Source organism: Pseudomonas sp. MF6767 (assembly GCF_016405475.1).
In the GTDB taxonomy this organism is placed as follows: domain Bacteria; phylum Pseudomonadota; class Gammaproteobacteria; order Pseudomonadales; family Pseudomonadaceae; genus Aquipseudomonas; species Aquipseudomonas paracarnis.
Map to the genome: position 1 here is coordinate 136,409 of NZ_JAEKCY010000015.1, position 26,185 is coordinate 162,593.

The 26,185-nt window shown below is 53.2% G+C and carries 25 protein-coding genes and 1 pseudogene; 18 read left to right on the top strand and 8 right to left on the bottom strand.

Going from position 1 to position 26,185, the window contains the following annotated elements; all coding sequences use genetic code 11:
• Positions 1–2 precede the first annotated feature (2 nt).
• The 6 genes from JFT58_RS22045 (at position 3) to JFT58_RS22070 (ending at position 5,585) form a co-directional block, all read left to right on the top strand.
• The gene (locus JFT58_RS22045; protein ID WP_057975672.1) at positions 3–539 is read left to right on the top strand and encodes a hypothetical protein; all 537 of its coding nucleotides are present in this window, start codon (positions 3–5) and stop codon (positions 537–539) included.
• A 180-nt stretch (positions 540–719) separates the two neighbouring features.
• The gene (locus JFT58_RS22050; protein WP_054897595.1) at positions 720–1,790 is read left to right on the top strand and encodes a fatty acid desaturase family protein; all 1,071 of its coding nucleotides are present in this window, start codon (positions 720–722) and stop codon (positions 1,788–1,790) included.
• Between the two features lie 142 nt (positions 1,791–1,932).
• A complete protein-coding gene (locus JFT58_RS22055; RefSeq protein WP_198834599.1) occupies positions 1,933–2,952 on the top strand; it encodes a TauD/TfdA family dioxygenase in 1,020 nt (339 codons plus the stop codon).
• A gap of 18 nt (positions 2,953–2,970) precedes the next feature.
• A complete protein-coding gene (locus tag JFT58_RS22060) occupies positions 2,971–4,155 on the top strand; it encodes an amidohydrolase family protein (RefSeq protein WP_054897596.1) in 1,185 nt (394 codons plus the stop codon).
• A gap of 110 nt (positions 4,156–4,265) precedes the next feature.
• Positions 4,266–5,153: a hypothetical protein gene (locus tag JFT58_RS22065; RefSeq protein ID WP_229999924.1), complete on the top strand. Its 888-nt coding sequence runs from the start codon at positions 4,266–4,268 to the stop codon at positions 5,151–5,153.
• 27 nt (positions 5,154–5,180) lie between these two features.
• Positions 5,181–5,585: a hypothetical protein gene (locus JFT58_RS22070; RefSeq protein WP_054897598.1), complete on the top strand. Its 405-nt coding sequence runs from the start codon at positions 5,181–5,183 to the stop codon at positions 5,583–5,585.
• A 46-nt stretch (positions 5,586–5,631) separates the two neighbouring features.
• Here JFT58_RS22070 and JFT58_RS22075 read toward each other — a convergent pair whose 3' ends face one another.
• Both JFT58_RS22075 and JFT58_RS22080 read right to left on the bottom strand, forming a co-directional pair.
• A complete protein-coding gene (locus tag JFT58_RS22075; protein ID WP_003189553.1) occupies positions 5,632–6,558 on the bottom strand; it encodes a LysR substrate-binding domain-containing protein in 927 nt (308 codons plus the stop codon).
• A 242-nt stretch (positions 6,559–6,800) separates the two neighbouring features.
• A complete protein-coding gene (locus tag JFT58_RS22080) occupies positions 6,801–6,947 on the bottom strand; it encodes a hypothetical protein (protein WP_169918770.1) in 147 nt (48 codons plus the stop codon).
• A gap of 197 nt (positions 6,948–7,144) precedes the next feature.
• On the opposite strand from JFT58_RS22080, the gene JFT58_RS22085 reads away from it, so the two are divergent.
• Together JFT58_RS22085 and JFT58_RS22090 are read left to right on the top strand one after the other, a co-directional pair.
• A complete protein-coding gene (locus tag JFT58_RS22085; protein WP_003189550.1) occupies positions 7,145–8,452 on the top strand; it encodes an MFS transporter in 1,308 nt (435 codons plus the stop codon).
• Positions 8,449–9,207: a substrate-binding domain-containing protein gene (locus JFT58_RS22090; RefSeq protein ID WP_034126595.1), complete on the top strand. Its 759-nt coding sequence runs from the start codon at positions 8,449–8,451 to the stop codon at positions 9,205–9,207. Before JFT58_RS22085 ends, JFT58_RS22090 begins: the two co-directional genes overlap by 4 nt.
• Here the strand turns inward: JFT58_RS22090 and JFT58_RS22095 are convergent.
• The gene (locus tag JFT58_RS22095; RefSeq protein WP_034127031.1) at positions 9,199–10,101 is read right to left on the bottom strand and encodes a LysR family transcriptional regulator; all 903 of its coding nucleotides are present in this window, start codon (positions 10,099–10,101) and stop codon (positions 9,199–9,201) included. The genes JFT58_RS22090 and JFT58_RS22095 overlap by 9 nt on opposite strands.
• A gap of 210 nt (positions 10,102–10,311) precedes the next feature.
• Between JFT58_RS22095 and JFT58_RS22100 the strand changes: the two genes are divergently transcribed.
• Positions 10,312–10,716, top strand: coding sequence for a ribbon-helix-helix domain-containing protein (locus tag JFT58_RS22100; RefSeq protein WP_080757712.1), 405 nt, complete (start codon positions 10,312–10,314; stop codon positions 10,714–10,716).
• On the top strand, positions 10,713–11,066 hold the full coding sequence (locus JFT58_RS22105) for a type II toxin-antitoxin system RelE/ParE family toxin (RefSeq protein WP_034126594.1): 354 nt from the start codon (positions 10,713–10,715) through the stop codon (positions 11,064–11,066). Before JFT58_RS22100 ends, JFT58_RS22105 begins: the two co-directional genes overlap by 4 nt.
• Before the next feature lie 18 nt (positions 11,067–11,084).
• On the opposite strand, the gene JFT58_RS22110 is transcribed toward JFT58_RS22105, so the two are convergent.
• From JFT58_RS22110 to JFT58_RS22120, 3 genes are all read right to left on the bottom strand, one after another.
• Positions 11,085–12,137 carry a histone deacetylase family protein gene (locus JFT58_RS22110; protein ID WP_198834600.1) on the bottom strand — a complete coding sequence of 351 codons (1,053 nt, stop codon included), beginning with the start codon at positions 12,135–12,137 and terminating at the stop codon, positions 11,085–11,087.
• 134 nt (positions 12,138–12,271) lie between these two features.
• Positions 12,272–13,504 carry a Zn-dependent hydrolase gene (locus JFT58_RS22115; RefSeq protein WP_057975667.1) on the bottom strand — a complete coding sequence of 411 codons (1,233 nt, stop codon included), beginning with the start codon at positions 13,502–13,504 and terminating at the stop codon, positions 12,272–12,274.
• Between the two features lie 11 nt (positions 13,505–13,515).
• Positions 13,516–14,832, bottom strand: coding sequence for an MFS transporter (locus JFT58_RS22120; protein ID WP_054897601.1), 1,317 nt, complete (start codon positions 14,830–14,832; stop codon positions 13,516–13,518).
• Between the two features lie 156 nt (positions 14,833–14,988).
• On the opposite strand from JFT58_RS22120, the gene JFT58_RS22125 reads away from it, so the two are divergent.
• Together JFT58_RS22125 and JFT58_RS22130 are read left to right on the top strand one after the other, a co-directional pair.
• A complete protein-coding gene (locus JFT58_RS22125) occupies positions 14,989–15,930 on the top strand; it encodes a LysR family transcriptional regulator (protein WP_054897602.1) in 942 nt (313 codons plus the stop codon).
• A 133-nt stretch (positions 15,931–16,063) separates the two neighbouring features.
• Positions 16,064–17,290, top strand: coding sequence for an MFS transporter (locus JFT58_RS22130; protein WP_054897603.1), 1,227 nt, complete (start codon positions 16,064–16,066; stop codon positions 17,288–17,290).
• 72 nt (positions 17,291–17,362) lie between these two features.
• Here JFT58_RS22130 and JFT58_RS22135 read toward each other — a convergent pair whose 3' ends face one another.
• Complete coding sequence (locus tag JFT58_RS22135) at positions 17,363–17,614, bottom strand: DUF6124 family protein (protein ID WP_054897604.1); 252 nt, start codon at positions 17,612–17,614, stop codon at positions 17,363–17,365.
• Positions 17,615–18,256: 642 nt separating this feature from the next.
• On the opposite strand from JFT58_RS22135, the gene JFT58_RS22140 reads away from it, so the two are divergent.
• The 4 genes and pseudogenes from JFT58_RS22140 (at position 18,257) to JFT58_RS22155 (ending at position 22,933) form a co-directional block, all read left to right on the top strand.
• Positions 18,257–18,496 carry a type II toxin-antitoxin system RelB/DinJ family antitoxin gene (locus tag JFT58_RS22140; RefSeq protein WP_054897605.1) on the top strand — a complete coding sequence of 80 codons (240 nt, stop codon included), beginning with the start codon at positions 18,257–18,259 and terminating at the stop codon, positions 18,494–18,496.
• Positions 18,486–18,777 (top strand): annotated as a pseudogene (locus JFT58_RS22145) (type II toxin-antitoxin system RelE family toxin). Before JFT58_RS22140 ends, JFT58_RS22145 begins: the two are co-directional and overlap by 11 nt.
• A 253-nt stretch (positions 18,778–19,030) precedes the next feature.
• Positions 19,031–20,602: a site-specific integrase gene (locus tag JFT58_RS22150; protein WP_198834601.1), complete on the top strand. Its 1,572-nt coding sequence runs from the start codon at positions 19,031–19,033 to the stop codon at positions 20,600–20,602.
• A gap of 492 nt (positions 20,603–21,094) precedes the next feature.
• Positions 21,095–22,933, top strand: coding sequence for a hypothetical protein (locus tag JFT58_RS22155; RefSeq protein ID WP_198834602.1), 1,839 nt, complete (start codon positions 21,095–21,097; stop codon positions 22,931–22,933).
• 46 nt (positions 22,934–22,979) lie between these two features.
• Here the strand turns inward: JFT58_RS22155 and JFT58_RS22160 are convergent, their stop codons facing one another.
• Positions 22,980–23,948: a DNA-methyltransferase gene (locus JFT58_RS22160; protein WP_078481968.1), complete on the bottom strand. Its 969-nt coding sequence runs from the start codon at positions 23,946–23,948 to the stop codon at positions 22,980–22,982.
• A 288-nt stretch (positions 23,949–24,236) separates the two neighbouring features.
• Between JFT58_RS22160 and JFT58_RS22165 the strand changes: the two genes are divergently transcribed.
• Positions 24,237–24,911, top strand: a complete 675-nt coding sequence (locus JFT58_RS22165) for a hypothetical protein (RefSeq protein WP_198834603.1) — start codon at positions 24,237–24,239, stop codon at positions 24,909–24,911.
• A gap of 250 nt (positions 24,912–25,161) precedes the next feature.
• A complete protein-coding gene (locus tag JFT58_RS22170) occupies positions 25,162–26,088 on the top strand; it encodes a replication initiation protein (RefSeq protein ID WP_198834604.1) in 927 nt (308 codons plus the stop codon).
• Positions 26,089–26,185 lie beyond the last annotated feature (97 nt).

Below are 26,185 nucleotides of genomic sequence, written 5' to 3' on the forward strand. Positions count from 1 at the left end.
ACGTGCTAGGTAAAGAATACACATTCTATCTATCAGCGATCGTAGCGATACTGGGCACCGTGGGCTATCACATGCTCATGAAGAAAATACCGTCTACGATCAACCCCTTGGTTTCAATTGTCAGTATTTATGTGGCGATCGTTATCCTGTCCACCTTGATGTTGCCGTTTTTTTTGGGCAGTGGAACGTTACTCGCGGGCTTGAAGCAAATGACCTGGCTTCAGGGAGGCATCGCGTTTTGCATCTTGATGATGGAAATCGGCTTTTTGATGATGTATCGCAGTGGATGGGACCTCAGTACGGGCAATATCGTTACCGGCGCCATTATCAATATTGCGCTCGGCTTTATCGGGGTATTTCTGCTTAAAGAAGGACTCTCTTATTTAAATATTGCCGGTGTTTTATTGTGCATCGTCGGCGTGATACTGATCGGCTACAAATCCAGTAGCAGCGAACAACCCGTGGACGCGGATACGCACGCTACGGTCTCGCTAGTACCACCTTCACTGGTGCCAGATGCAACACCAAAAGAACCCTAGCCAGCCGTACACCTGCAATACATCTCTGGCATTGTGTATGCACACATATTCAAACCCCGCCGTTAGTTCCACATGCGCACGGAAGTGATTACACCTGTCCAGGCATGATAGGTTGTTCAATGCTAGCCCCCAAACCAGCTCAATAAGCGTTTCAGTGATTTTGCTCTTGAAGGTGATGAGATGTCTTTACTGTATGCTGATAATTATCTGCGCGCCATCAAAGACGCCAACGTGAAAACCCTGCTTATTTCAATAGCTAAAGAGCGAAGACTGTTGCCATCGGTGATGATACTAAGTGCAATAGCATCCTTCACTGTAGGGGGCATATTCCTGGCGTATACTCAACAGATCGTTGCGGTACTCGGTGCGATTATCTTGATTGCCCTTGCCAAAATCTGGTCCTGGTACCTGAGCCACGATTGCGCGCACAATTCTGTTTTCAAGTCGAAGAAAGTCAATTCTGTCATCGGAGAGTTGCTGTCTTTCCTTAACGGCCTCTCTTTCTTTTCATTTGAAGCCTATAGAAAAGATCATGTTCGCCATCATGCCGAAAAAATTGATATTGGTGGGTTCGATAGTGGTCACTTTGCTGTCGCTCATCCGAGGCTATTCAGTGCAATCATTGTTGCAGAAAAAATATATCTTCCCGCCTTCTACTATGTGATCAAGCTTACCAATATTTACTCCGTGATATTCAGCGGCAGCAGGCGCGAAGTTGCAAGGGGTATTGGAAGCCTGTGCATTTACATTGTAGCCTTCGCTACGTTTGCCCGGTTCTCCCTGATACTTGTGGTGGTATGGCAAGCCTCCTCCTTCCTTAGGATACACATCGTACGATTCGTCGACTGTTTCCAGCATTCTTTCCAGCAGGTGTATACGGCGGGAGAAAAGCTAACCCATGGAAAACACTACGAAATCCAGAATACCTTCTCCGTACCGGTGGCAAGAAAGTTTACCTTCCTCAATCTGATTATTTTGAATTTTGGTTACCACGCGGCCCACCACTGCTTTCCAACATGCCCTTGGTATATGTTGCCACAACTGGAAGCTGCCATAACCAAACAGTTGAGGCTTTACGGAATAACGGACACAAGAGAAGAAAGCACGCCATTCTTCAACTTCATGACTGCCTACCATCGTGGGCGGTTATCAAGAATCATCAGCACCGATGAAGGACAACCCTACGATGTTGATGGCCAATTTAACACCCACCATTTCACCGGTGCGTACACAGATAAGCTCTTAGGTTGAGTCACCCACTCAGGTCGGGCCTTATCAAAGCATGGACACTGTCAGGTCGTGGATACGGAGACCCCCACCTCAGCGCTTGAAAGTCGTAACTTACTTATAACTCAACTCATGACAAATCAATCAGATCTATAAAGGAGTGCGTGTGGACGATTCAAGTGCAGACGCCAACAGCTTCTGGCTGACGGCTGTTGAAAAAGAGAGTATTCGGGACGCGCTCATAGACATTTGTTACGAGCCAACGGGAGGGCGAGACTACATCCACCTCATTCGCATGACCGCTTATCAAAAGTTTCCCGCGCGACTTCTAAAAAAGCTTGAATCACTTAAAGATGACGATGCTTCTTATTGTGTATTTGAGAACCTTCCGATTGATGACGCATTTGGCAGCCCGCAAGGCGACGCTAATAGCTTGAACTTCAAAAGTGGTTATCTTTCTGAAAATGTGCTGGTTGCCCTGGGCAGTTTGATAGCGGAGCCCTACTCCATCAAGCATGAGGGGCCAAAACTGGTCAATGACGTGGTACCGCATCCGGAGGCCGTAGGCGAGTATACCGGCAACGGTTCGGACCTGGAGTTGGACCTGCACACCGAAAATGCCTTTCAGGCTTATGACTCCCGTGGAGACACCTCGCCGCTGGCTCTTCTGCTTCTCGGCGTTCGCGGTGACCCTGCCGGGGTGGGCCCGAAAACCTGGGTGGCCGATGCGAGGGAAGCCCTTCAGGTTCTGGAACAGGCCGATATTGAAATCCTATATGGCAAACATTTCATCATTCGTCAGCCCTACCGCTGGAGGAACAGTGCCGCAGGCGCGAAAGAAACTCATGTGTACCCAATTCTGAGCGGCCCGCTGACTCACCCTAGAGTCACTGCTGCGTTTTACCCGGACATGGTAATTGCCGCTGATCACGAAGCACAAAATACCCTGTTGAGGTTTTACAACGCGCTTAAAAGCGTAGCGCGGCCGCTGGACATTCAACCTGGCAAGTTGGTGTACATCAACAATCGTTTCATGCTCCATTCGCGTGACAAGTTCACCCCCAGTTTCGATCCAGAGGGGCATGCGTATCGTTGGATCCAGCGTTTGTTCATCACGAACAACTTGTGGAACTTCCGTTCATTCAACAAGTGTGGCGCGCGGATATTCGAACCCGTTACTCGATGATATAAAGAGATAAATTAAATGTCGAACCATAAGCCATATACATCAATTATTCATAATATAGGCACTTTCCTCACGGGTGATCTCGCGTCTCCACTCATTACAGCAGATACCCTCGTCAGTGTTGATGGAATGATCACCTACGTGGGTCAGGCAGCAGATGTGGATTTTTCACACGCAGACCTGGTGATTGACGCCAAGCAGAGCACGGTCATGCCAGGTTTGATCGACAACCACACTCACCCGACCCTGGGTGAGTACAGCCCGCGCTCTGGCAACCACAATTGGATCTGGCACTCCTTGCAGGGCGGCGTGACGACCATGATCTCTGCCGGGGAAGTGCACGTTCCGGGGCTACCGACCGACAGGGTCGGTACTATCGCCATGGCAATCGCAGCGCAGCGCTCTTTCTCCAATGCGCGCCCTAGCGGAATAAAAATGGAAGCCGGCGCGCCACTGCTCAACGATGAATTTTCGGATGAGGATTTCGCCGCAATGGTTGCTCAAGGCATCAACCAACTGGGAGAGGTCGGGATAGGCCCGGTCAAGTCAGTCAGTCGTGCAGCTGAATTGGTCAAGATGGCTCGCAAACACGGCATGACTTCCATTACCCACACGGGCGGTCCTTCAATTTCTACCTCCCAGAGCATGGGTGCAGAAGAGATCCTTGAAATTGCGCCCGATATCATCGGGCACATCAATGGCGGCTATACCGCACTGGCACCCAGCCAAATCAGATGCCTGTGTGAAGGCTGTCTGGGTGCCCTGGAAATCGTACATAACGGCAACGAGTTCGCGGCGGTCACCACCCTGAATTACGCACGAGAAATGAACCAACTGGACCGTATCGTCATTGGCACGGATTCCCCTGCCGGATGTGGGGTTCCCGCGCTTGGCATGCTCAGGGCAATTGCCTTGCTCAGTAGTTTCGGCGACGTTCCACCGGAAAAGGCCGTCTGTTTCGCAACGGGTAACACCGCCAAGGTGAGAAAGTTGAATCGGGGGATTCTGGGCGTCGGAAGAGAAGCCGACATTCTGATCGCCTGTGGGCCTTTGGGAGGAGCGCAACCCAGCGTACTTGGAAGTTTCAGCAGTGGTGACCTTCCAAGTATTACCTCGATTCTGATCGATGGGCGCCTGGTCGTGAGGCAATCCAGGAACTCGCCACCGCCATCTGTCACACCTGAAATAACTCTGCGTACCTAATAGCAGCGTCCCGAAAGGGACGTCGCCTCGAGAGCACTCATATGCATAGAATTCTGCCCGAAATTACGCGCAGAGGGCCTACCGTACTCGCATGCGGTTGCGCAATTGGATTGGCTATTCCCTATCTTGCAGACTTGGCGAGGCCATTGCTCGCCGTCATGGTTTTCATATTTGTCCTGGGCACTCTCCTGCGTATTAACAACGCTGAAGTCATCACTGCAGCCAGAAACTTGAAAATATCCCTGATATTTCCAGCCCTGATGGTGGTGGCTTGCCCTTATATTTTTGGAATGCTTTCGCTTTACCTCACCGGCAATCAAGAACTTTCCCTTGCGATAGCCATCGCTGTTGCCGCCCCGCCCGCCAGCGGAAATGCAGCCGTCGCGAGAATGCTCGGGCTTGACCCTTCCATGTCACTGGTGACTGCGCTCTGCTCAATGGCAATTATCCCTGTCACCGCTCCGATGATACTCCACCTATTCGCTGATGGCCTTTCACTCTCCTTGAACCCCGTTGATCTGGCGATCAGACTGGCCGTGTTGATAGGAGGCGCCGAAGGCGCTGCTATTTTGATACGTCGTTTTTCGCACACCTTCGTCGCCACGCACGGCCTGGCTATTGACGGTATTGTCGTCATCGCGCTTTTCCTCTTTGCAGTAGGCACGATGGCGGGCATGCAGCAGGTAATTCTGGAGACCCCGTCGTTGGCCATCTCGATGATCGCCATTGCCTATTGCATCAACGTCTGCCTGCAGCTCCTCATGGGCTGCTTATATCCCGGGTCATTGATCGCCAAGTTCACCATGGCACTCAACGGTGGCAATAGAAATGTTGGACTATTATGGTCTGCTCTTGGTGTCAGCTTATCGCCCACAATGGCGTTGTATTTTGCATGCTGCCAACTGCCTATTCACACCATGCCGAAGATACTGCAGTTTGTTTTACCCAGAGTTGAAAGCTATTTGAACAAACTGGTTTTAAGCAAGAATCGAATCTGAGCTATTACTGCCTGGAACTGCATAAAAATGATACTCACGCCAGAAAATATCAGGCAGATTGCCGAACGCTCTTCGCTGGAGACTACTGCCTGCTCTTGTATTCGGGGCTTGTCGCAGGGGTGGGAAACCTTACCCAAAACACTCGAGGCGAGCAGCCTGTTGCGCTTCCTAGGCGAAATCTCGACCGATAGGGCACAAGAACTCAGCCTTGAGGAATACCACCCGAACGGTACCCATTTCTGGTCTGAAGACGCGCCTATCTGCTTTGATTTCTTTCCTTATAATATTTCAAGCGTCTGGGGCTGTAAGTGTTGCGCGCGAGCATTCCTCAGGTTTACGGAAGCAGGCGCCTATCACTCCGAACAACGCATCCGTATTTTGCGTGCGTCGCTGATTGGCAACCCCGTTCAAGAAGAGCACGTTCAGGATTAGCCGTTCTTGAGGCGCCCCCCTCCTTCCCCTAGCACGGGTATAAACCTCAGGCTTTATTCGCTACCAACCCGCGATCACTCATGAATGCCTCCAGCCGCGAGCGCATCCAGCGTTCCGCCGGGTCTGTGTCAACGTGGCTGAGCCACACCATGGACAAATCCAGGGTCGGGGTTTCGAACGGGAACGGCTCGCAGAACAGATTCCCGCTGGCGGCCATAGCCTGGGCGGTGTAATCCGGCAGGCTGGCGATCATGTCGGTGCCGGCAAGCAAGGCCGGCAACGAACTGTATTGCGGCACCGAGAGCACTACATGGCGTTTGCGGCCCACCTCTGCCAGCCACTCATCGGCAAACCCGGCCACATTGGCGGTGTGGGACACCAGCACGTGGGGCCGTGCGCAATATTCGTCAAGGGTCAGCGGGGTGTCCGAGGCATCGGCGCGCAGCAGGCACGGGCGGATGTGCCGCAATAGCTTGCGCTTGGCATTGGCCGGCAACCCGCGGGTCTGGGTGATTCCGACGGTAATATCGCCAGAAGCCAGCAGGTCGGGAATGCGCCAATAATCCACATGCTGCACCACGAACACCACCTGCGGCGCTTCCTGACGCAAGGCCCGTAGCAAGGGTGGCAGCAGGCCGAACTCAACGTCATCGGACAGGCCGATGCGGAAAGTCATGGTGCTGATGGACGGGTCGAAATCATGGGTCAGGCTCAGGGCCGAAGACAGCGAGTCGAGGGCCGGCGACAGGTGCTGGATGATCTCCTCGGCGCGCGCCGTAGGCTCCATGCGATGGCCGACACGAATAAACAGTGGGTCGTTGAAGAGGGTACGCAGGCGGTTGAGGGCCGAACTGATGGTCGGTTGGCCGAGAAACAGCTTCTCCGCAACCCGCGTCACATTGCGCTCGAGCATCAGTGCTTCAAAGACCACCATCAGATTGATGTCGGCCTTGCGTAATTCATTGCGATTCATCGGCGCCTGCCCCTTTCCCCAAGACAAGCGGCAGTTTAGGAAGGCTGCGGGGCTGCGTCTATGTGCGTACTGCTCAATAACGGGTTGGGGACGGTAAATCTGCGTTTGAAGGTTGCCGCTGCGCTTAAAAATGTGGGAGCGGGCTTGCTCGCGAAGGCGGTGGATCAGCCGACGACTCCGTTGACTGACACACCGCCTTCGCGAGCAAGCCCGCTCCCCCAATTAGACCGCGTTTACCTGACTCAAGGCTTGAGCGGTCGCTCCTGGTCACGCTCGGAAAGCTCGGTGCCATCGTCCGGATGCTTCCAGGTTTGCGGCTTTTCGTCTTCGCGCTGCCGCCGGGGTTCTTCACGCTCCGGCTCGTTGTGCTGCTTGTGTTCGTTCCCCATAACGGCCTCCGCCCATAAGAATTGGAAACAGCTTCAAGCATAGGACACGGCGGGTTGTCTTGAAGCCGGAATGGATTGATAGCAAATACGCATCAATTCATCCAAATTAGTCACTTATCATTTCTAAATGTGTCAGCCACTATCCCAAGTCTTAAGCGAAACAAGCACTTTAAAAAGAACGCTGGAGACACAAAACCATGACGACCCCTTCCCGGCCTGCGGCTGCCCCCTCGAAAGTAGGCGCGGTATTGCGCGTTACTTCGGGCAATTTCCTCGAACAGTTCGACTTCTTTCTGTTCGGTTTCTACGCCACCTATATCGCTGCCGCGTTCTTCCCGGCCGCTAATGAGTTTGCGTCATTAATGATGACCTTCGCCGTGTTCGGCGCTGGCTTCCTGATGCGTCCATTGGGCGCGATTATTCTGGGTGCCTACATCGATGACGTGGGCCGTCGCAAAGGCTTGATCGTGACCTTGTCGATCATGGCCAGCGGTACGCTACTGATCGTGCTGGTGCCGAGTTATCAGACCATCGGCCTATGGGCGCCGTTTCTGGTGCTGCTGGGGCGCCTGCTGCAAGGTTTCTCGGCCGGTGCGGAGCTGGGTGGCGTGTCGGTGTACCTGTCCGAAATGGCCACGCCGGGCCGTAAAGGCTTCTACACCAGTTGGCAGTCGGGCAGCCAACAGATCTCCATCGTCGTCGCCGCGGCCCTGGGTTATGGCCTGAACGTGTGGATGGAACCTGCGGTGGTGGCCGATTGGGGCTGGCGTATTCCGTTCGCCGTCGGCTGCGTGATCATTCCGTTCATCTTCGTGCTGCGTCGCAACCTGCAGGAAACCGAAGAGTTCGCCAACCGCAAGCATCGCCCGACCATGCGTGAAGTGATGGCGACCCTGGTGAAGAACTGGACCGTGGTCATCGGCGGCATGCTGATGGTGGCCATGACCACCACCGCGTTCTACCTGATCACCGTGTACGCGCCGACTTTCGGTAAAACCGTGTTGCACCTGAGCACCTCGGACGCCTTGCTGGTGACCTTGCTGGTCGCGATCTCGAACTTTTTCTGGCTGCCGATCGGCGGCACGTTAAGCGACCGCTTCGGCCGTAAACCCGTGCTGATTGCCATGACGGTGCTGACTGTCCTTACGGCTTATCCGGCATTGTCCTACGTGGTCAACGCACCAAGCTTTGCGCACATGCTGGAAACCCTGCTGTGGTTCTCGTTCCTGTATGGCATGTATAACGGCGCGATGATCCCGGCGTTGACTGAAATCATGCCGGTGGAAGTGCGTGTGGCGGGTTTCTCCCTGGCCTACAGCCTGGCGACAGCAGTGTTCGGTGGCTTCACGCCAGCGATCTCCACCTGGTTCATTCACATCACCGAAGACAAGGCTTCACCTGCGTATTGGATGATCTTCGCCGCGCTGTGTGCATTGTGTTCGACCCTGGCGTTGTATCGCCGCGCCAATACCCGCGGCCAAGTCATGCAGGAGGCTGCGCAATGAAGCCGCTGTTCAAAACCCTCGCTGCTGTCGTCCTCGGCACCCTGGCGCTATCAGCCCAGGCCGAACAACTCAAGGTCATGACCTCGGGCGGCTTCACCGCCGCGTATAAATTGCTCGGCCCGCAATACGCCGAGCAAAGCGGTGACACCCTCGACACCATCCTTGGCCCGTCCATGGGCAAGGCGCCGGAAGCGATTCCCAACCGCCTGGCCCGTGGCGAACAGGCCGATGTGGTGATCATGGTCGGCTATGCCCTGGATGAGTTGATCAAACAAGGCAAAGTCGATCCCGCGTCCCGCGTGGAGCTGGCCGACTCGCGGATTGGCCTGGTGGTGAAGGAAGGTGCGGCCAAACCTGTGATCAATACAGACGCCGAGTTGAAGGCCGTGCTGAGCAAAGCCAAATCGGTGGCCTATTCGGATAGCGCAAGCGGCGTTTATGTCGAGAAGGAATTGTTCAAGAAGCTCGGCATGCCGGCCAAGGGCACCATGATCCAACGCGTGCCGGTGGGCGAACAGGTGGCCAAGGGTGATTACGAGGTCGGCTTGCAACAAGTGGCGGAATTGTTGCCAGTCAAGGGCGTGACGTTCGTAGGCAAGATCCCGGAAGACGTGCAGTCCGTTACCCGTTTCGCCGCCGGTATTCCAGTGAACGCCAAACACCCTGAGCAGGCCAAGGCACTGTTGCAGTTCATGGCATCGCCCGAGGCCCAGCAGGAGGTGCAATCCACCGGCCTGGACTCGGTGTCACGCTGACCGGAACGGCATCTCCCGTACCAGTCGCTCCAACTCCAGCGCCGCCGGTGGCAACGTCCGCCCGCGGCGCTTGATCAAGCCCACATTGCGCAGCACCTGGGGCTCCACCAGCGGCACACTGACCAGAATCGGGTGAGTGTGCGCCGGCATCGCAATCGACGGCACCATCGCCACTCCCAGCCCCGCCTCCACCAGCCCGATCATGGTGGTCACGTGGTGCGTCTCGCAGATACTCGGCTTTTTCACCCGCACCCCACGCAAGGCCTGGTCGAGCAGGAAGCGGTTGCCCGACGTCTTGTCCACCTCGATGTAGTCATGCTCATAGGCCTCGGTCCAGCTCACGCTGTCACGCCCAGCCAGAGGGTGATCACGCCGGCAGGCCAGCACGTAGCGCTCCTGCAGCAGCAACTCGAATTCCACCTCATCGGCCAGGCTACCGCTGAAACTCACGCCAAAGTCCGCCTCGCCGCTGGCCACCGCATTGCACACCTCGCCGGCACTGGCATCCAGCACCCGCAGGCGAATCTTCGGATACAGCTTGTGGAACTCGGAGATTACGTGGGGCATGAAGTAGTACGCGGTAGACGGCACGCAGGCGATGGTGACATTACCCATGCGCGTCGAGGCGACGTTGCTGATACCCATCAGCGCGATGTCGAGATCGTCGAGCATGCGCTCGACCTGGGGTAAAAATGCACGCCCGACCATGGTCAGGCTGACCCGTCGCGTGGTGCGTTCGAACAGCTTTACATCCAGCGCGGATTCGAGCTTTTCGATACGCCGACTGAGGGCCGGTTGCGAGATACGGATGGCCTCGGCAGCGCCACGAAAACTGCCCTTGTCCACCACGGCGCGGAAAGCTTGGAGGTCGTTGAGGTCGAAGTTGATGATCACGGGAGGCAGGCCAAAGGTGGTCGAGGTGGCGAGCATTATCGTATGGGAGCCGGTGGGACGCCATGTGTGCCTAGATGGTTTGCCGAGATCATCCTGTTACACATATGAAGTCATACATATCAGCAGGTTATCAGCCACCTACGGCAACGCGATCGCCAAAACGGGTCAATACTTTCGGCCTGACCTACACAACTGGAGACGTAGCAACTCATGGAAACCTACCCCTTCTGGATGGACGACGAGGCGCCGGGCATCGGCATCGATCAGTTGCTTCTTGCATCGCGCCAATGGTCGAGTAGGATTGAATCCCACTCACCTCAGGCGGATACACCCATGCGCTCAACCCAGCAAATGAGCATCACCTTGCCCCTTGAAATGGCGGCTCTGGTCAAAGCCAAGGTGGCTGCTGGCGAATATGCCAGCGAAAGTGAAGTGATTCGCGACGGCCTGCGGGCGTTGCTGGCGCGTGATCGTGCCATGGAGGATTGGCTCAGAGCCGAAGTCATCCCCGCAGCGACCGCCCTTGAGGCGAAGCCTGAGCTTGGGTTATCGCCAGAACAGGTCCGCGAACATATGGCCGCCAGACGTCAGCGCAAAGGCACAGGGGAAGCGTGAGCTACTCGGTAGTTTTCTCGCCCGAGGTCTTGGCGCAACTCGATGCTCTCGAAGACTACATCAGCGATGTCGGCTCCCCTCCTGTAGCGGCGCGTTTTATCGACAATCTTGTCAGCTACTGCGAAAGCCTTGCCCTGTTTCCCTTGCGTGGCATGCGCCGTGACGACCTGCTGAAAGACTTGCGCATCACTCACTATCGTCGCAGCACCATTATTGCTTTCAGGGTGAAGCCTGACTTCAAAACGGTATCGATAGTAGGGGTGTTTTATGGCGGGCAAGACTACACGGCGTTGTTGCACGCAGATCAGAACGAGCACCCGACAAGGGCTGAAAAGCCTGCTGAAAACTGATCAGCAGGCTTTTAGCGTTCAAACATCCTTTAATGAAGGGCCTGATAGCGAGTTCCAAGCCGCTGGTGCACCGAAAAACGCCTGGGCATTACTGTCCAACGTTTCCAAGTGATACCCGCCTTCCTGCACGATCACGCAGGGCAACCCCAGCGCACGGATGCGGGCTCCCAACCGCACAAAGCCTTCCCGCGTCACCGCGACTTTGCTTTGTGGGTCCAGCTCATAGATATCGAAGCCCAGTGACAACACCAGCACATCCGCCGAGAAGTCCTTCACCGCTGCCAGGGCCTGCTCCAGTTTTTCAAAGAACACCGCTTCGCTGGCACCATGGGGCATCGGCAGGTTGAGGTTGTACCCCTCGCCGGCGCCGTTGCCTTTTTCCTCGGCAAAGCCTGCGACGCCAGGATAGAAGTTGGTCGGGTCGCCGTGGATCGACACATACAGCACGTCGTCGCGGTCGTAGAAAATTTCCTGGATGCCTTGGCCGTGATGCATATCGGTATCGAGCACGGCGACACGCTGGAAACCTTGGCGCAGTGCCTGCGCAGCCACGGCCGCATTGTTGATGTAACAGAAGCCACCGGCCGCGTCGAAGCGGGCGTGATGGCCCGGGGGCCGGCACAAGGCGTAGGCGGCAGGGGCGCCGTCGAGGATGTCTCCCGCTGCGGCGATGGCGCTTTGGGCTGACCAATAAGCCGAGCGCCAGGTCAACTCACCGATGGGGCAACTGCCATCGGCCAGGTAGCGTGCCGCCTGAGCCAGGATGCCGCGCAAGGCATTGGGTTCACGCACGAAGATGTTGGACATGACTTCGTCGCCCCAGTCTTCGGGAATTTCTTTCCAGCGCTGGTGAGCTTCTTGAAGAAAAGCCAGGTAGTCGCCGCCGTGCACCGCGAGCAAAGGATCCATACCGCAATCGGTCGGTTGCTGGATATCGAAGCCCAGGGTTTGCGCAGCCAACAGCAGGTTGCGCGCTCGCTCGGGAACCTCCTGGGGCGTGCGCATCTGGCCGCGGGAATAGTAGCTACGCGGGTGATGCAGGAGTTGTTCGGGGTGAAAAAACGTCTTCATGAGTTGCTCCTGGATAAACACAGAACCTGTGGGAGCTGGCTTGCCTGCGATGGCGGTGAATCAGGCAGTACATTGCTCTCTGACAGTGCGCAATCGCAGGCAAGCCAGCTCCCACAGGGGTGCGGCGTCGGCCTTTAGAAATGAACATGCCCGGCGCGTTTCAAGACGGCGTTGAGCAAGACATCGGTACCCTGGCGCACATCGTCGGGCAAGACATCCTCGGCTTCGTTGTGGCTGAGGCCGCCGACGCAGGGGATGAAGATCATCGCGGTGGGGCAATAGCGCGCCAGGTGAATCGCATCGTGGCCGGCGCCGCTGACGATGGTCTGCTGGCTGTAGCCCAAGCCGTCCACCGCAGCCTGCACGCAAGCCACGCACTCGGCGTCGAACGGCGTAGCCGGGCTGATCCATTGAGGCGTGATGGTGACGCTCAGGCCACGGTTGTCCGCGATAGCCTGCAGGCGTGCACGCACTTGCTGCTCCATGGCGTCGATGTCGGCGTCGCGGTGATGGCGCAGGTCGACGGTAAAGTTGAGCAAGCCGGGGATGGTGTTGCGCGACGACTTGGCGATGCTCAGTTCACCCACAGTGGTAAGGCCCTGCGGGGCAAAATCGGCAGCGAGGTTTTCCAGGGCCTGGATCATTTTTGCCGCGCCGCACAGCGCATCTTTACGCAACGGCATCGGCGTGGTGCCAGCGTGCGCGGCCATGCCTTCGACCCGTACATCGAGCCAGCGAATCGCTTGACCACCGGTGACTACGCCGATGCTGTTGGCGTTGTCTTCCAGAATCGGGCCTTGCTCGATATGCGCTTCGAAATACGCATCCACTGCGCCACCCAACGGGCGCTCACCGTTGTAGCCGGTGGTGCGCAACGCCTCGTTCACGCTGATACCGTCTACATCAGCGGTTGCCAGTGCCATGTCCAGGGCAAGCGTGCCGGTGAACACTGCCGAGCCCAGCATCGCCGGGGTGAAACGGGCGCCCTCCTCGTTGGTCCACACTGCAATTTCCAACGGCTTGCGCGTCTGGATGCCGTGGTCGTCGAGGCTGCGGATGACCTCCAGGCCAGCCAACACGCCGTACACCCCATCGAAGCGTCCGCCTTCGGGCTGGGTATCCAGGTGGCTGCCCATCATCACCGGGGCGGCGTCATTGTCGGTGCCCGCGCGGCGGGCGAACAGGTTGCCGATGGCATCCACGCTCAACGTCAGGCCGGCTGCTTTACACCAGTGGCTGAACAGCTCACGACCGGCCTTGTCTTCAGCGCTCAACGCCAGGCGGCAGCTGCCACCGCGTGCGGTCGCGCCGATCTCGGCCATGTCCATCAGGCTACGCCACAGGCGCTCGCCATTAATCTTCAACATTGCTGACTCCCTCAACTGTGTGCCATTTCCAGGCGGTGGGCCGTGGCATGGCGGCGGGACAAGGCCAGTACGCACACCAACGAAACCGCCGCGATCACGCTGTAAAACACTGCCATCGGCCACCATTGGCCCAAGTATTGATGGGCCAGCCAGGTGCCGATCAACGGTGTCAGGCCGCCGGCCAGCGCGCCGCATACCTGGTAAGCCAGGGAGATCGCGGTGTAGCGCACACGGGTTTCAAACAGGCCGCTGACAAAACCTGCGATGACGGCGTAGAACGACGCCATGCACACCACCGCCAGGGCAATGCCGAGGATGATCAACGGTGCCTGAGCGCTGCTGACCAGGACGAACATCGGGTACGGCGAGGCCATTGCCAGCACGCACATGGCGCACAGAAACCGCGTAGCGCCGACCTTCTCCGCCACCCAGGCGGCCAGCGGCTGGACGCAGAACTGAATAATGGCGACGAAGAACAGGCATTCCAGAATCAACGAGCGCGGCAGATTAAGTTGCTGAGTGCTGTAGGCAATCATGAAGGTGTTGGTGAAATACACGCCGGCAATTCCCAACGTATTGGCGCCAATGCACAACAACAGTGGACGCCAAGCGGTCTTCAGCACTTCCAGCACGGGGGCTTGGTCCTGCTTGATCGCTCGCGCTTTTTCCGCCAGAGCCTTGTCTTCGAGGAACTCCGGCGACTCGTTCACACCCAGGCGAATCGCGAGGCCGACGATCAACAGCAAGGCACTGGCCAGGAACGGCAGGCGCCAGCCCCAGCTGAGCAGGTCCTCTTCAGGTAAACGAGTGACGGCACTGAACGCTAGCAAGGAAAGAATCAAACCGGCCGGGCTGCCCAACTGCGCGAAGGATGCAAAGAAATTACGCCGCCCTTTCGGCGCGTGCTCGCCAGCCATCAACACCGCCCCACCCCACTCGCCGCCAACCGCAATACCCTGCACCACCCGCAACAGGATCAACAGCACCGGTGCGGCAGCGCCGATCTGGGCATAGGTCGGTAACAGGCCGATGCACACCGTGACCACGCCCATCATCACGAGGGTAATCACCAGGGATTTCTTGCGGCCGATGCGGTCGCCGATATGACCGAACACGATGCCGCCCAACGGCCGCGCAAAAAAGCCGACGGCGAAGGTGCCGAACGCGGCCATGGTGCTGAACAATTTATCGTCGGAGGGGAAGAACAGTTGACCGAACACCAGCGCTGCAGCGGTGGCATAGATGTAAAAGTCGTACCACTCGATCATGGTGCCGATAAAGGCGGCGGCCGCAGCACGGCGAGGCTGCGGCGAAGCGGAAGGCTTCATGGGGCTGGCTCCTTTGTTTATTTTTTTGGCAGGAGAAAGTCAAACCGGTGCGCTCTGGTGGCGCTCGTTAAACCCGATTTTTCGGCCAGGGGCTATGATTAGTCAATTTTCTATTTATTATCTTGATTATAAGAACTGCTTATATCGAGCGCCGCCATGCCCGAATTCCGCCGCGATATTCACCCTCTGCTCAATGACCGCCTGGACTGGAACCTGCTGCGCACCTTCCGCGTGATCGGCCAGGAACTGAGCATCAGCCGCGCCGCCGCCCGCCTGCATCTGACGCAACCGGCCATCAGCCAGGCGCTCAAGCGCCTGGAAGAACAGCTGGATTGCCAGCTCATCCTGCGCCGTGGCCCGCGCTTCGTGCTCACCGAAGCCGGTGAGCAGATCTTCGCCATTGCCGGAGAGATGTACGGCCAGGTCTCGCAGATGAGCAACGCCCTGCAAAAGCCGGGTGATGAAGTGATCGGCAAAGTGCGCTTGCTGATGATCAGCCGGATTAATTCCGACACTTTCGATGACTTTCTCGCGGGTTTTCATCGCGAACATCCACGGGTCGATCTGGAAGTAGAAGTGATGCGCAGCTCCGACATTGTCGCCGCGCTGCTGGAAAAAACCGCGACCCTGGGGCTCAGCCTCAATCGCCGGCCACAACCGCGCCTGGAACAGCATCTGTTTCTGCGTCAGCGTTATGCGTTCTTTTGTGGAAAACACCACCCATTGTTCGGACGCACAGGGTTAGTCGAAGGGGATCTGCAATCGGAGAATTTCGTGAGTTTTACCAGCGACCAGATTGGCGGCATGTTGTCGCCGCTGACTATTTTCCGTGATCAGCAAGGGTTTGGCGGGCGGATCGTAGCGTCATCCTCCAGCCTGGAAGAAGTGCGGCGATTGGTCATCGCCGGGTTTGGCTTGGGCTGTTTACCCACTCATGTGGTGGCGGACGATGTGGAGCGCGGGCTGCTGTGGCGGTTGCCGCCGGATGAGGGGATTGCGGATGTGGATATTCATCTGTTGTGGAACCGGGAGCAGAAGATGAGTCGGGCGGAGGGGGTGTTTATTGAGTGTCTTCTGGAGCGGTTGGCCGAAAAATGATTGCTCACATCGATAGCACTGATGATTACTATCGAAACGAGCGCCTGAACGATTGCCGACACTGATTCCTATAATCGCCCCACATTCCCTCCTCGCCTGGCTTCAGGCGACATTCCTCCCGGAACCCAATCCCATGCCAAGCGCGAGCCAGGCCCCTAGCGGGCATCCTGAACATAATCAACAAAGCGTCAAACAGCAGTGGTTGGCGATTCTTTCGGTCGCCGTGGGTGCCTTTGCCCTGGTGACCAGTGAGTTCCTACCGGTGGGCGTACTCAACGACGTCGCCAGCGATTTGGGCATCAGTGCCGGTCACGCCGGATTGATGGTGACATTGCCCGGCATCATGGCTGCCCTCGCCGCGCCGTTTCTGTCGGTCAGCATTGGCGCCATGGACCGTCGTTACTTGCTGATCGGCCTGACATTGGTGATGATCATCGCCAACTTGGTGGTGGCCTTCGCTAATGATTTCAGCCTGCTGCTGTTCGGCCGCGTATTGCTCGGCATCAGCATCGGCGGCTTCTGGGCCACGGCCATTGCCCTCAGCGGGCGGCTGGCGCCCAAGGGCGTGGGCGTAGCAAAGGCCACCTCGATCATCATGATGGGCGTGACCCTGGCCACCGTTCTGGGCGTGCCTGTGGGTACCTGGCTCAGCGGCCTGATGGGCTGGCGGATGACCTTCCTGGTCACGGCGTTGGTGGGCATTCCGGTGCTGTTGGCGCAAATCTTCCTGCTGCCGCGACTCACCCCTGAGAAAGCCATTCAGATCCGTGACCTGCCAGCTTTGTTTATCAACCCACAAGCGCGGGTCGGGTTGATCGCCGTACTGCTGATCGGCCTGGCGCACTTTGCTGCGTATACCTATGTCGCGCCGTTCTTTAAACACAGCTCCGGCTTCGACGGGCCAACGATTGGCTCATTGTTGCTGCTGTATGGCGTGGCGGGCGTGCTGGGCAATGTGTTCGCCGGCTTCGCCGCCAACCGCAGCGTACGCAACACCCTGCTGCTGGTCGCGCTGATGATCGGTACCAGCACTGCACTGTTCCCCTACTTCGCCACCGGTATGACAGGCGCCGTGGTGCTGATCGCGCTCTGGGGCTTTGCCTTTGGCGCCTTCCCGGCCTGCGCCAGTATCTGGATGTTCGTGGTAGCGCCCAAGGATGTGGAGCGAGGCATGCCGCTGTTCGTGGCGCTGTTTCAGGTGATCATTGCCCTGGGCTCGTTCTTTGGTGGGCGGATCGTCGACCAAATGGGCAGCTCGGTGTTGTTGAGCCTGGCCACTGTGTTGGTGGGGTTGGGGTTTGCGACCGTGCTGGTGTTGGGCCGCAAGGTGAGCAACAGCTTGGTGGCGCAGCCTGCCTGACCGAGTTGCAGCCAAAAAAAAGCCTGCTGAGCGTTGAGTTCAGCAGGCTTTTTTCGTTTCCGGAGCAGGTGTTTATTGGGCCGTGGGGAAATCACGCTCGAGGACAGCGTCCACCAGGGCTTGCGCGTTCTCAATCAATTGAGCCAGGGCCATGATCACGGGTGACTGCGTGCTGACTGGATCTTCGGCGCATTGGTAAGCGGTTTGCAGGGCGGATGACAGGATTTCGGTGGCGTTTGTGAGGGCTTCTTCGGTGCCAACGTCAGCGCCTACATGGAATATTTTACGAGGGGAAAATTCGGAATCAGAATCGAGATTGCTCATTGTGTAGCTCCTGTATGCAATGGGAACTGCCACATCCCGCTGTCAAACAGGATCAGGTGGCAGCTGTGCGCGGGTTGACAGACCGGTATACAGGACCCGGCGCACCCGAAGATGCCCCACGCACAGCCGCCATAAAACGACGTCACAGCAGAAACGCTGTAATCGCATGGAGGACGTACACCTGTAAATCAGTCTGTCAAAACTGGTCGCCATGAGGACGACGGCGGAAGGTTAGCGCCCTACCCCAGCCAACGCAACCCTGCCCGAAAACTGCCGCCTCCGCATAACGTAAGCACCTGTTTCGGAAAAGCTTGGTAACCAGAATGCCCACAGGGAACCTTGTGCGCATAAGCCTCTGAGCTAGCCTGAAAAAGGTCGCCGCCGGGGCGGCATACTGTCAAGGGTGCTTATATGCCAACAAGATATCGCGATGCGGTCACAGGTGAATACGTAACAGAGCAAGAGGCGAAGAAAAGACCAAGAGAAACGGTGAAAGAAACCGATAAAAAGCGCCCGGCAAAGCCGACGAGCAAAAAGTAGGATCAACAGATGAGAGCGATTGCCGTATGTCTAGACAGACTTGCCAATGAAACCCGATTGCTCCAATGTAATGACCAACGTCATTACACAAGGAGCTATCCCTTGGCATCTATCAACATCCGTATCGATGACGACCTGAAAACTCGCGCCTACCTGGAGCTGGAGAAACTCGGTGTCACCCCTTCCGAACTGATACGCCAGGCGCTGCAATATGTTGCCGAGCGCGGCCAGTTGCCATTTAAGCCTGTGCTGATGACTGAAGAGGATGAAGCCTTGATGGCGACCGTACGTGAGCGTCTTGCATCGCCTCAACGCGTGAAGGTTTCTTTGGATGACCTATAGCCTTGATTTTGATGCGCGTGCATTGAAGGAATGGCAAAAGCTCGGTGACACCCCGTCAGCAACTCAAAAAGAAGCTAGTCGAAATCCTGAACAACCCACGTATTGAAGCTAATCGCCTCCATAGCCTGCCTGACTGCTACAAGATCAAACTGCGTAGTAGCGAGTACAGGCTGGTGTATCAAGTGATCGATCAGGAAATTACGGTGTTCGTGGTCGCCGTTGATAAACGTGAGCGTGATCAGGCTTATCGCAAAGCGTCTGAGCGCCTTGAACAGCGCTAGGCAGGACTAAAACAAATCCCTGAAACAGCCATTAATAACGGCCGGAAACGAAAAAGCCCCGCAGCTTATTCAGCTGCGGGGCTTTTTTCTATGTAATGGCGGAGAGATAGGGACTTTCCGAACCAACCCATCAACCCCTTTAAAATCAAGGCTTACAAGGCTTTCAGGCGATTTTGCTACAAATTTTTGCTACAAATTCAGACCAAAACCAGCTACCTTTTTCGGCATCCCAATCCAACGATCAGTGACGAAAATGGCAAGCGAAAACCTCGTTTTACGGTCAGGCACTTGGCACGTCCGCCTAAGCATCCCGAAGGACGTTCGCCACGTCCTGAACCGAAGCGAGTTCACCGAATCGCTCAAAACCGGCAGCAAGCCAGAAGCTCAGGTAAAGAAATTGGCGTTCCTACACGTATGGAAACAGGCCATAGCGAACGCTCGGCTACGCATTGCAGGGCCAACCCCCGACCACCTGCCAGAAACCTCGTTTAGCGTTTCCCAGATGATTCAGACAAGCCAGCAAGACGGGCTACTAAGCCTTGTCATGGCTAAAAATTCCGATGACGTAGACCCGAGGTTCAGCCGGGAAAGCTTGGACGAACTCGGAAGTTACATCATCGACGTAATTTTGCATGGTCAGAAATGGAAAAGCCCCAAGGAAGCGTTTGAAGCCAATTTCGACCTATACGGCCAAAAACCTTTCAGCGAATACCAAGCTTTCAAAGAAAAATGGTATGAATTGGGTGAAAATATTCCGCTCGAACGAAAAATTGAGCGATTTAATGACTACATCCGCCTACAAAAAATCGTAGAACATTACGAGATCACCGCAGGGCAAACCATCAGCGTCAGCAGCATTGAAGAAATTAAATCAATTCTCGACAACCCCACCAACTACAAAATCAAGTCCCCCATTACAACTAATAGAATCGCCTCATTTGAAGCCTATCAGACCAAGACCAAGGGCATTATTCAAAAGACAGTAGACACGCAGGCAAATCGCTTGAAATTGATGAATGCTTGGCTTGAGACAGAGCAACGCGACCTCAACCACGAAAGCATTGCCAGCTATCTCGATACGCTCAACCTTTCCATTAAGACTAAAAAGCAATATCTTTTCGCCGGGTCAAGTTTTTGGAAATGGGCCATTAAGCACGACGATAATTTTAAAAAACTGCACCGCGACCAGCAATCCCCCTTTGAAAAGCATGATTTCCCAGTCAACCGTAGCAAAAGGAACGATGGTTCAATGGAAAGGAAGGCATTCACACCAGAAGACGTTACAAAGCTTTATGACGCTGCAAAAGCCACCAAAAACCGTGAAACACTCACCGACCTTATACTATTAGGTGCTTACACCGGGGCACGCATTGAAGAGCTTTGCCAGCTTCAAGCCCAAGACATAGTGACCGAGGAAGGCATTCAATGCTTCTACTTCTATGATGGAAAAACCGCCGCCAGCGAACGACATACGCCGATACACCCAGCCATAAAAGAAACCGTGGAAAAGTTGATCCGTAATTCAAAAGACGGTTTCTTGATTAGCTCACCAGCAGGAAATAAATACGGAAACCGATCCGACGCACTCAGCAAACAATTTGGCAGATTAAAAACCACTCTTGAATATAACAGCCAATACGTTTTCCATAGCTTCCGCAAGACCGTTATCACGCAATTACAACGTGCAGACGTGCCCGGAATACTCATTGCCTCAATCGTCGGACATGAGACCGGAACCGTCACATTTGACGTATACAGTGCAGGGCCAAGCCCGAAGCAAAAACACGATGCAATATCAAAACTAAAATACAAGCTAAAAATCTAAAATCGCAAGCGTTACACGTTAAAGATCAGAACAATAATCAAAGGTTCCTAAGCTCTTACCCACCAGAAGAGCTTTTGACCTTTTCTAAACGACCATCTTTTTTACAAATCGTCTCGCATAATGCACGCCCCTGCACACGCCTCATGTGTACGCACGCACACGCCTGCGTCTTTAGTTATCAATATATAGATATCAAATATATTAGATAACAATAATAAAGATTACTACACCGCACGCACACATACGCAAGCACAAACAGCCTACAAATTTGATTAAAAATTAATCCATGGTAAATTACAAATAAGGGAAATGAGCAAAGCGACATGAAGCATTTATCAACCCTTTGGTTACTACTTCACACTTTTGCTTCGCAAAAGATGAGAAGTAGTAACGTCGGGCCAAAGGGTGCCCCTTTGGATACCCAAGAGCAAAGCAAAAGCATCTCGCTGAAATTTAGGAGTAAAAAAAAAAACAACAACTACTGAGGGTTAAATGAGCAATGAAATCAAAAGCACAACCATGCTATATAAGAGGCTTAACTTTTCAGTCTCTACAATTAAAAAACTAGACAAATCCTTAAAGCATTCCTTGCGTGTTCACAGCAAAGAAGAAAAGAAAATACAATGGGACGAAGACCTATCCCATAACAACATATTCATAATTAACGGCAATCGCGTCTCGATGAATGAGGCGTCCGCCTTGTCATTCATTAAAGACACGCTAACACCCTTTCATCTGGTCAATAGAAGCAAAGAGCAGAGAAAAGAAGACGTAGAAACTAAAGGCAAATATAAATACAAAATCAAGAAAATCATTAAAGATGAGGTAGGCCAACCCATAGCCGCCTATCTTGATGATCTGATCGAGCGTGGCGATTACATCGACGGCGAACAGGTCAAAGAAGATTTTGAAGCCTTCGAGGTCAGCAGGAAGGCCCAGAAGCTCAAAAGCGTCCAAAACTACATAGACCTACACAACACTATCACCCAAGCAGAAAAACCACTGGATGGCCGTAAAACGGTTATCCAAGAGGCTTTCTTTAAATTCCCCATGCACAACCAAGTAGATCTACCGCCTGAATTTTACGTTTCTGCAATTCAGGACTTCTACGCCAAATATTTTCCCGACTATAACGTCCTATTGACGGTTTACCATGGCGATGAATTAGAGGGAGGTAAAAAGAAGGTTGGCGACCACCCTCATATCTTTATCGACTGTAAAAACAAAAGAACCGGGGAATATGACCTGACAGAACAGCAAGCGGTGCTTGCCAACAAAGTCATTAAACATCTTGAATTCTTCAAGGATTACACGCCTGTAAACACCAAGCAACAGACATATCAGGAGAGCCAAATAATAGGCGAAGCGTTGCAGGAGCTATTTTACAAGCACATCAACAAAAAATTTAAAACAGAAAACATACCACTTGAAGCTAATAGATTGGAACAAACCCAAGAAAACCTTGAGCTTAGAAAGAAAATCAGGCTTGAAAGTAAGAAAGCCAAAGAAGATAGGGCATTTAACCTTTATACAATGCGACAAGAGCAACTTGAAGACAAACAAAATAAACTTGAGGAAGTCTCAATAGAAATCGAGAATAAGCAACAAACAAAAGGCACGATTGACCAAGAAATACGCCAAGGCCAACAAATCAGCCTTAATTTAAAAATTAAGATTGAAAAGGCCGAAACACATTGGAGCAAAAGGCTCGCCCAGTTTGAAAGCAAAATCAAAGAAAACACGACAATCCTTAGCACCATCACGCAAAAACGAACAGATATTCAGCGAGACATTACACAGCTACAAAACAAAAAAGTTGAGTTAGGGAAAAACTTTAAAGCAGAAAAAGATAAATTACAAAAAAATCTAAATAATTTAAAAGGAAAAGTGACAGCCGAATCCGCAAAGCACAAAAGAATTAAGCAAGCTATAACGATACTTGACCAAAAACTAGAACCACTAATCCATAAATTTGACGTAAAGGTGGACAAGGTACTACATGCCAAACGAATGCACGAGGACACCGATACCCTGTATCAAGAAATGAAAGAAAACATCTTACAAACCGCTAAATACATGGGAAAAGAAAAGCGACACGACTATCTATGGTCTGTAAAAGAACAGCTTGAAGAGAAAGGACTAGACCCCAACAAGGTTGCATTTGGCTTTAAAGAAAAAGTTCAGCTATTCGTATCTGACAAGTTTACCAACACGCAAATAATAGAATTTGACAGAGAAGAAGCCGAGCAGGCGAAACAGGCAAGAAAGAGAAGACTTTTAAAACCTAAGCCCCCAAGCCCGTTTCAAGACCCTTATGACCCTTATCAATAGCCAAACCCACTCAATAAAAAACCCGCAGCAATGCGGGCTTTTTATTTCAGTCAAATCTAAATTTGCTGGCTTCTAAATACTCTTCAACTTGGTCAAAGGCAAACCAATACCGTTTTAATCCTTCAGCCACTTTCCCAGTGGTATTAGATCCCGCAAACGGGTCAAGCACCACATCACCGGGATCGGTAAGAAGCTTGATAAAAAACTCAGGCAAAGCAGCCGGAAAGCGTGCAGGGTGTATTTTAATCCCCGCTTCCTTACATCTTTTCGTGTAAGAATCGTTAGCCGAATTATTTCCGAATTTCAACAAGTCAGTTGGCGTATCATCGTCAATCATATTTGGTGGTATGGAGCCGCCAGCGTGAACTTTATCGAAGGAGTCACGGATAGCGTGCCCAGATGGCCTAGTAGTAGTTTTAACGCCTTTCTTGTTCAATCTAAGCATATCGTCACTGTATGGACGTAAGGCGTTCCTATTATTTGCCTTGGGCCATGGAGTTTTTGATAGCCACCAAACGTATTCAACGGAGTCTTTAATTCGTATACGGCGAACAGTAACCCATTCCGCAGGAACTGGCATTTTTGCGGGATTATACCAGAAGCACTCTTGTGCAAGGTAGAAACCGACAGTTTCAACCAATTCGATCAAAAGCTTGTAATGATAAATCGAGCGTGTTGGCTCGCCTTTATTGTAACTACCGCCAATGTTAAGGACAAAACTACCATCATCGGTAAGGATTCTGGCTACTTCCTTAGCAAACGGGATAAACCATTCATTGTAATCGGCTTTATCTTTGTTTCCGTAAGCTTTCTTAAAATGCAAAGCATAAGGGGGAGACGTGACCACAAGATTAACCGACCCGGTTTTTATGCTTTTCAGGTAATCCAATGAATCCCCGAGATATGCCTCTCCCCGGTCGGTGGAATAGAAAGGATTAGAAAAGCCATTCTCAAAAATATTAGGAATGGCCAATTTTTCAGTTTCTTCAACTGCAAGGGTAAGTTGTTCAGTCATTCTGGCCGTGATCTAATAGAGGATTTTCGAGGATATGGCGAGCCAAATCCTACCACACGGCAAGGTTAAGTTAATGGGTTGTCAATGTCAACCAATTTAGACGAATGGGTCTCACAGGCAGACGCGGCAAGGCTCAGAGGCGTTACCAGACAAGCCATAGGCCGACTGATCAAGCGGGGACGAGTCCGCACCCTGACCGTAGCCGGGTATGTCCTCGTCTCTCGTGAGGACGTTATGAATTTCCAGCCGGAGAAGGCTGGACGCCCAAAGGTAGCCAAGGAGCAGTGAATGATCGAGTTACGGCAACGTCTATCCGAACTCAGCAACGAGGAACGGGAAGAAATTTTCAAATACCTCCGTAGTGAGATAAAAATACATACTCTGGAGGATGAGTTTAACGCACAGGCGGAAGTCATACTGGAAGCCATTTCACGCGGCTCAGATCTTACCAAGCGAGGAATCCGGGGGATTATTGCAGAAGCGAGTTTCAAAGTTGAAGTTCTGGATAAACTAACAGGCTGGCAAGACATCACGCCGCCCGGCGACCTCCCGTTCGACTTTAAAATTTCCGATACCATTGGAAACATTGGTATTCAGGTAAAGATGCAGCGTAAGAAAGAACAGCGACCTATGATGGCAAATGAAGGCTATCGAGTCCTTTCCCCCGAAAAATATGTTGTTGAAACTCAAAAGACACGAGGCGGTAAAAAAGGCGAGGAAAACACCCGACCATACCGCTTTGGAGAGTTTGACCTTCTGGCGGTATCTATGCATCCGGCTACGAATGACTGGAGCCAATTCCGCTACACCGTAGCATCTTGGCTACTCCCAGACTTTAAGGACGCAAGCTGTATTTTGAAATTCCAACCCGTACCATTACATAGGGATGATGAGTGGACGGATTCGCTCGAAGAGTGCATTGAATGGTATAGGTCTGGCCGACAGCATACTATTAGCCAGTAATTATCCAGTCCAAAACACTAAAAGCCCGCAAACAAGCGGGCTTTTTTACCGTCCAAGTTTGACAAAGCTCGAAAGTATGGCAACTTGAAAGGAGCAGAAAAAGAAAACCACCTTGGGGAAGGTGGCGAAGGATACTACAATAAAATTTTAAAAATTCTAATCAACACAACCATTTAACCATCATAAAAATTATTGTCAAGTCATCTCCCAAGGTTTTCTTTTTCTAAATTAATAATTAGAAGAGGAATATATGGGATGCGTAAAACTATTTGAGGACTACTTACCAAAGAGACCTTATCACACCGATGATTTAATCAGCGGCTTAAAAATCAACAAAAAAGAAAAAGCGAAACTTGCAAGGCTTATTCAGCCGAATGGCCCTACCCATAGATATTGGATGGTGTTTGACTTAGACCGTACCGATGCTGGTATGCACTGGGATACCGTAGGGGCACCACCTCCGAACCTAATCGCTCGAAATCCGGCCAATGGGCACGCTCATTTACTCTACTTGCTACAAACCCCTGTCCGAACCGCTATGGACGGCAAAACCGCCCCTTTACGCTACGCTGCAGCCGTTGAGGCGGGCTTACGTAGTCGCCTTGGAGCAGACAGAGGCTACAGCGGCCTGATCTGTAAGAACCCCATAAATCCCCACTGGATAGTGACCCAATGGCAGGCCGATCCATACACATTGGACGACTTGGCCGACTACGTTGATTTAACGCCGGAAAAGGCCAAACAGAAGCCCGTAGAGGATTACGGCTTGGGTCGCAACTGTATGCTTTTCGATGAGTTAAGGGCGTGGGCATACAAAGCCATCCGCCAAGGCTGGCCCGACTACAACCAATGGCTAAACGCTTGCCTAGACCGTGCCACAGGCTACAACGTCAATTTCTCCACACCCTTGGACATATCCGAGGTTAAACATACGGCAAAGAGCGTAGCCAAGTGGACGCATAGAAACTTTAACCGTGGAACCTTTGACGATTATGTCGCCAGAACTCACACAAGCAGAATACAGGCAATAAGAGGCAAGAAAGGCGGAAAAGCAAAAGGTAAAACCAAGAGAGAACGAGGCATTATCTTGCTTGAAGCCGGGGCGTCTATTCAGCAAGTCATGAAGGAGTTAAATGTAAGCAGAGCGACAGCATACAACTGGAGAGTGACTCCGTAACATTATAATCTGTCTAAATAGCCTATATCAGATAATAGCACCCGGTGAGGGTGTTTCTTCTTCCTTTCCCGCCCAACCCCTCCCTTTCCTCCCCGTC

Coding starts and splice junctions, on each gene's coding strand:
- JFT58_RS22115 (WP_057975667.1), bottom strand. CDS start 13,504: ATGTTGAAGATTAATGGCGAGCGCCTGTGGCGTAGCCTGATGGACATG.
- JFT58_RS22100 (WP_080757712.1), top strand. CDS start 10,312: ATGGAAACCTACCCCTTCTGGATGGACGACGAGGCGCCGGGCATCGGC.
- JFT58_RS22070 (WP_054897598.1), top strand. CDS start 5,181: ATGATACTCACGCCAGAAAATATCAGGCAGATTGCCGAACGCTCTTCG.
- JFT58_RS22155 (WP_198834602.1), top strand. CDS start 21,095: ATGAGCAATGAAATCAAAAGCACAACCATGCTATATAAGAGGCTTAAC.
- JFT58_RS22110 (WP_198834600.1), bottom strand. CDS start 12,137: ATGAAGACGTTTTTTCACCCCGAACAACTCCTGCATCACCCGCGTAGC.
- JFT58_RS22135 (WP_054897604.1), bottom strand. CDS start 17,614: ATGAGCAATCTCGATTCTGATTCCGAATTTTCCCCTCGTAAAATATTC.
- JFT58_RS22160 (WP_078481968.1), bottom strand. CDS start 23,948: ATGACTGAACAACTTACCCTTGCAGTTGAAGAAACTGAAAAATTGGCC.
- JFT58_RS22060 (WP_054897596.1), top strand. CDS start 2,971: ATGTCGAACCATAAGCCATATACATCAATTATTCATAATATAGGCACT.
- JFT58_RS22165 (WP_198834603.1), top strand. CDS start 24,237: ATGATCGAGTTACGGCAACGTCTATCCGAACTCAGCAACGAGGAACGG.
- JFT58_RS22130 (WP_054897603.1), top strand. CDS start 16,064: ATGCCAAGCGCGAGCCAGGCCCCTAGCGGGCATCCTGAACATAATCAA.
- JFT58_RS22075 (WP_003189553.1), bottom strand. CDS start 6,558: ATGAATCGCAATGAATTACGCAAGGCCGACATCAATCTGATGGTGGTC.
- JFT58_RS22120 (WP_054897601.1), bottom strand. CDS start 14,832: ATGAAGCCTTCCGCTTCGCCGCAGCCTCGCCGTGCTGCGGCCGCCGCC.
- JFT58_RS22085 (WP_003189550.1), top strand. CDS start 7,145: ATGACGACCCCTTCCCGGCCTGCGGCTGCCCCCTCGAAAGTAGGCGCG.
- JFT58_RS22170 (WP_198834604.1), top strand. CDS start 25,162: ATGGGATGCGTAAAACTATTTGAGGACTACTTACCAAAGAGACCTTAT.
- JFT58_RS22050 (WP_054897595.1), top strand. CDS start 720: ATGTCTTTACTGTATGCTGATAATTATCTGCGCGCCATCAAAGACGCC.
- JFT58_RS22090 (WP_034126595.1), top strand. CDS start 8,449: ATGAAGCCGCTGTTCAAAACCCTCGCTGCTGTCGTCCTCGGCACCCTG.
- JFT58_RS22125 (WP_054897602.1), top strand. CDS start 14,989: ATGCCCGAATTCCGCCGCGATATTCACCCTCTGCTCAATGACCGCCTG.
- JFT58_RS22150 (WP_198834601.1), top strand. CDS start 19,031: ATGGCAAGCGAAAACCTCGTTTTACGGTCAGGCACTTGGCACGTCCGC.
- JFT58_RS22080 (WP_169918770.1), bottom strand. CDS start 6,947: ATGGGGAACGAACACAAGCAGCACAACGAGCCGGAGCGTGAAGAACCC.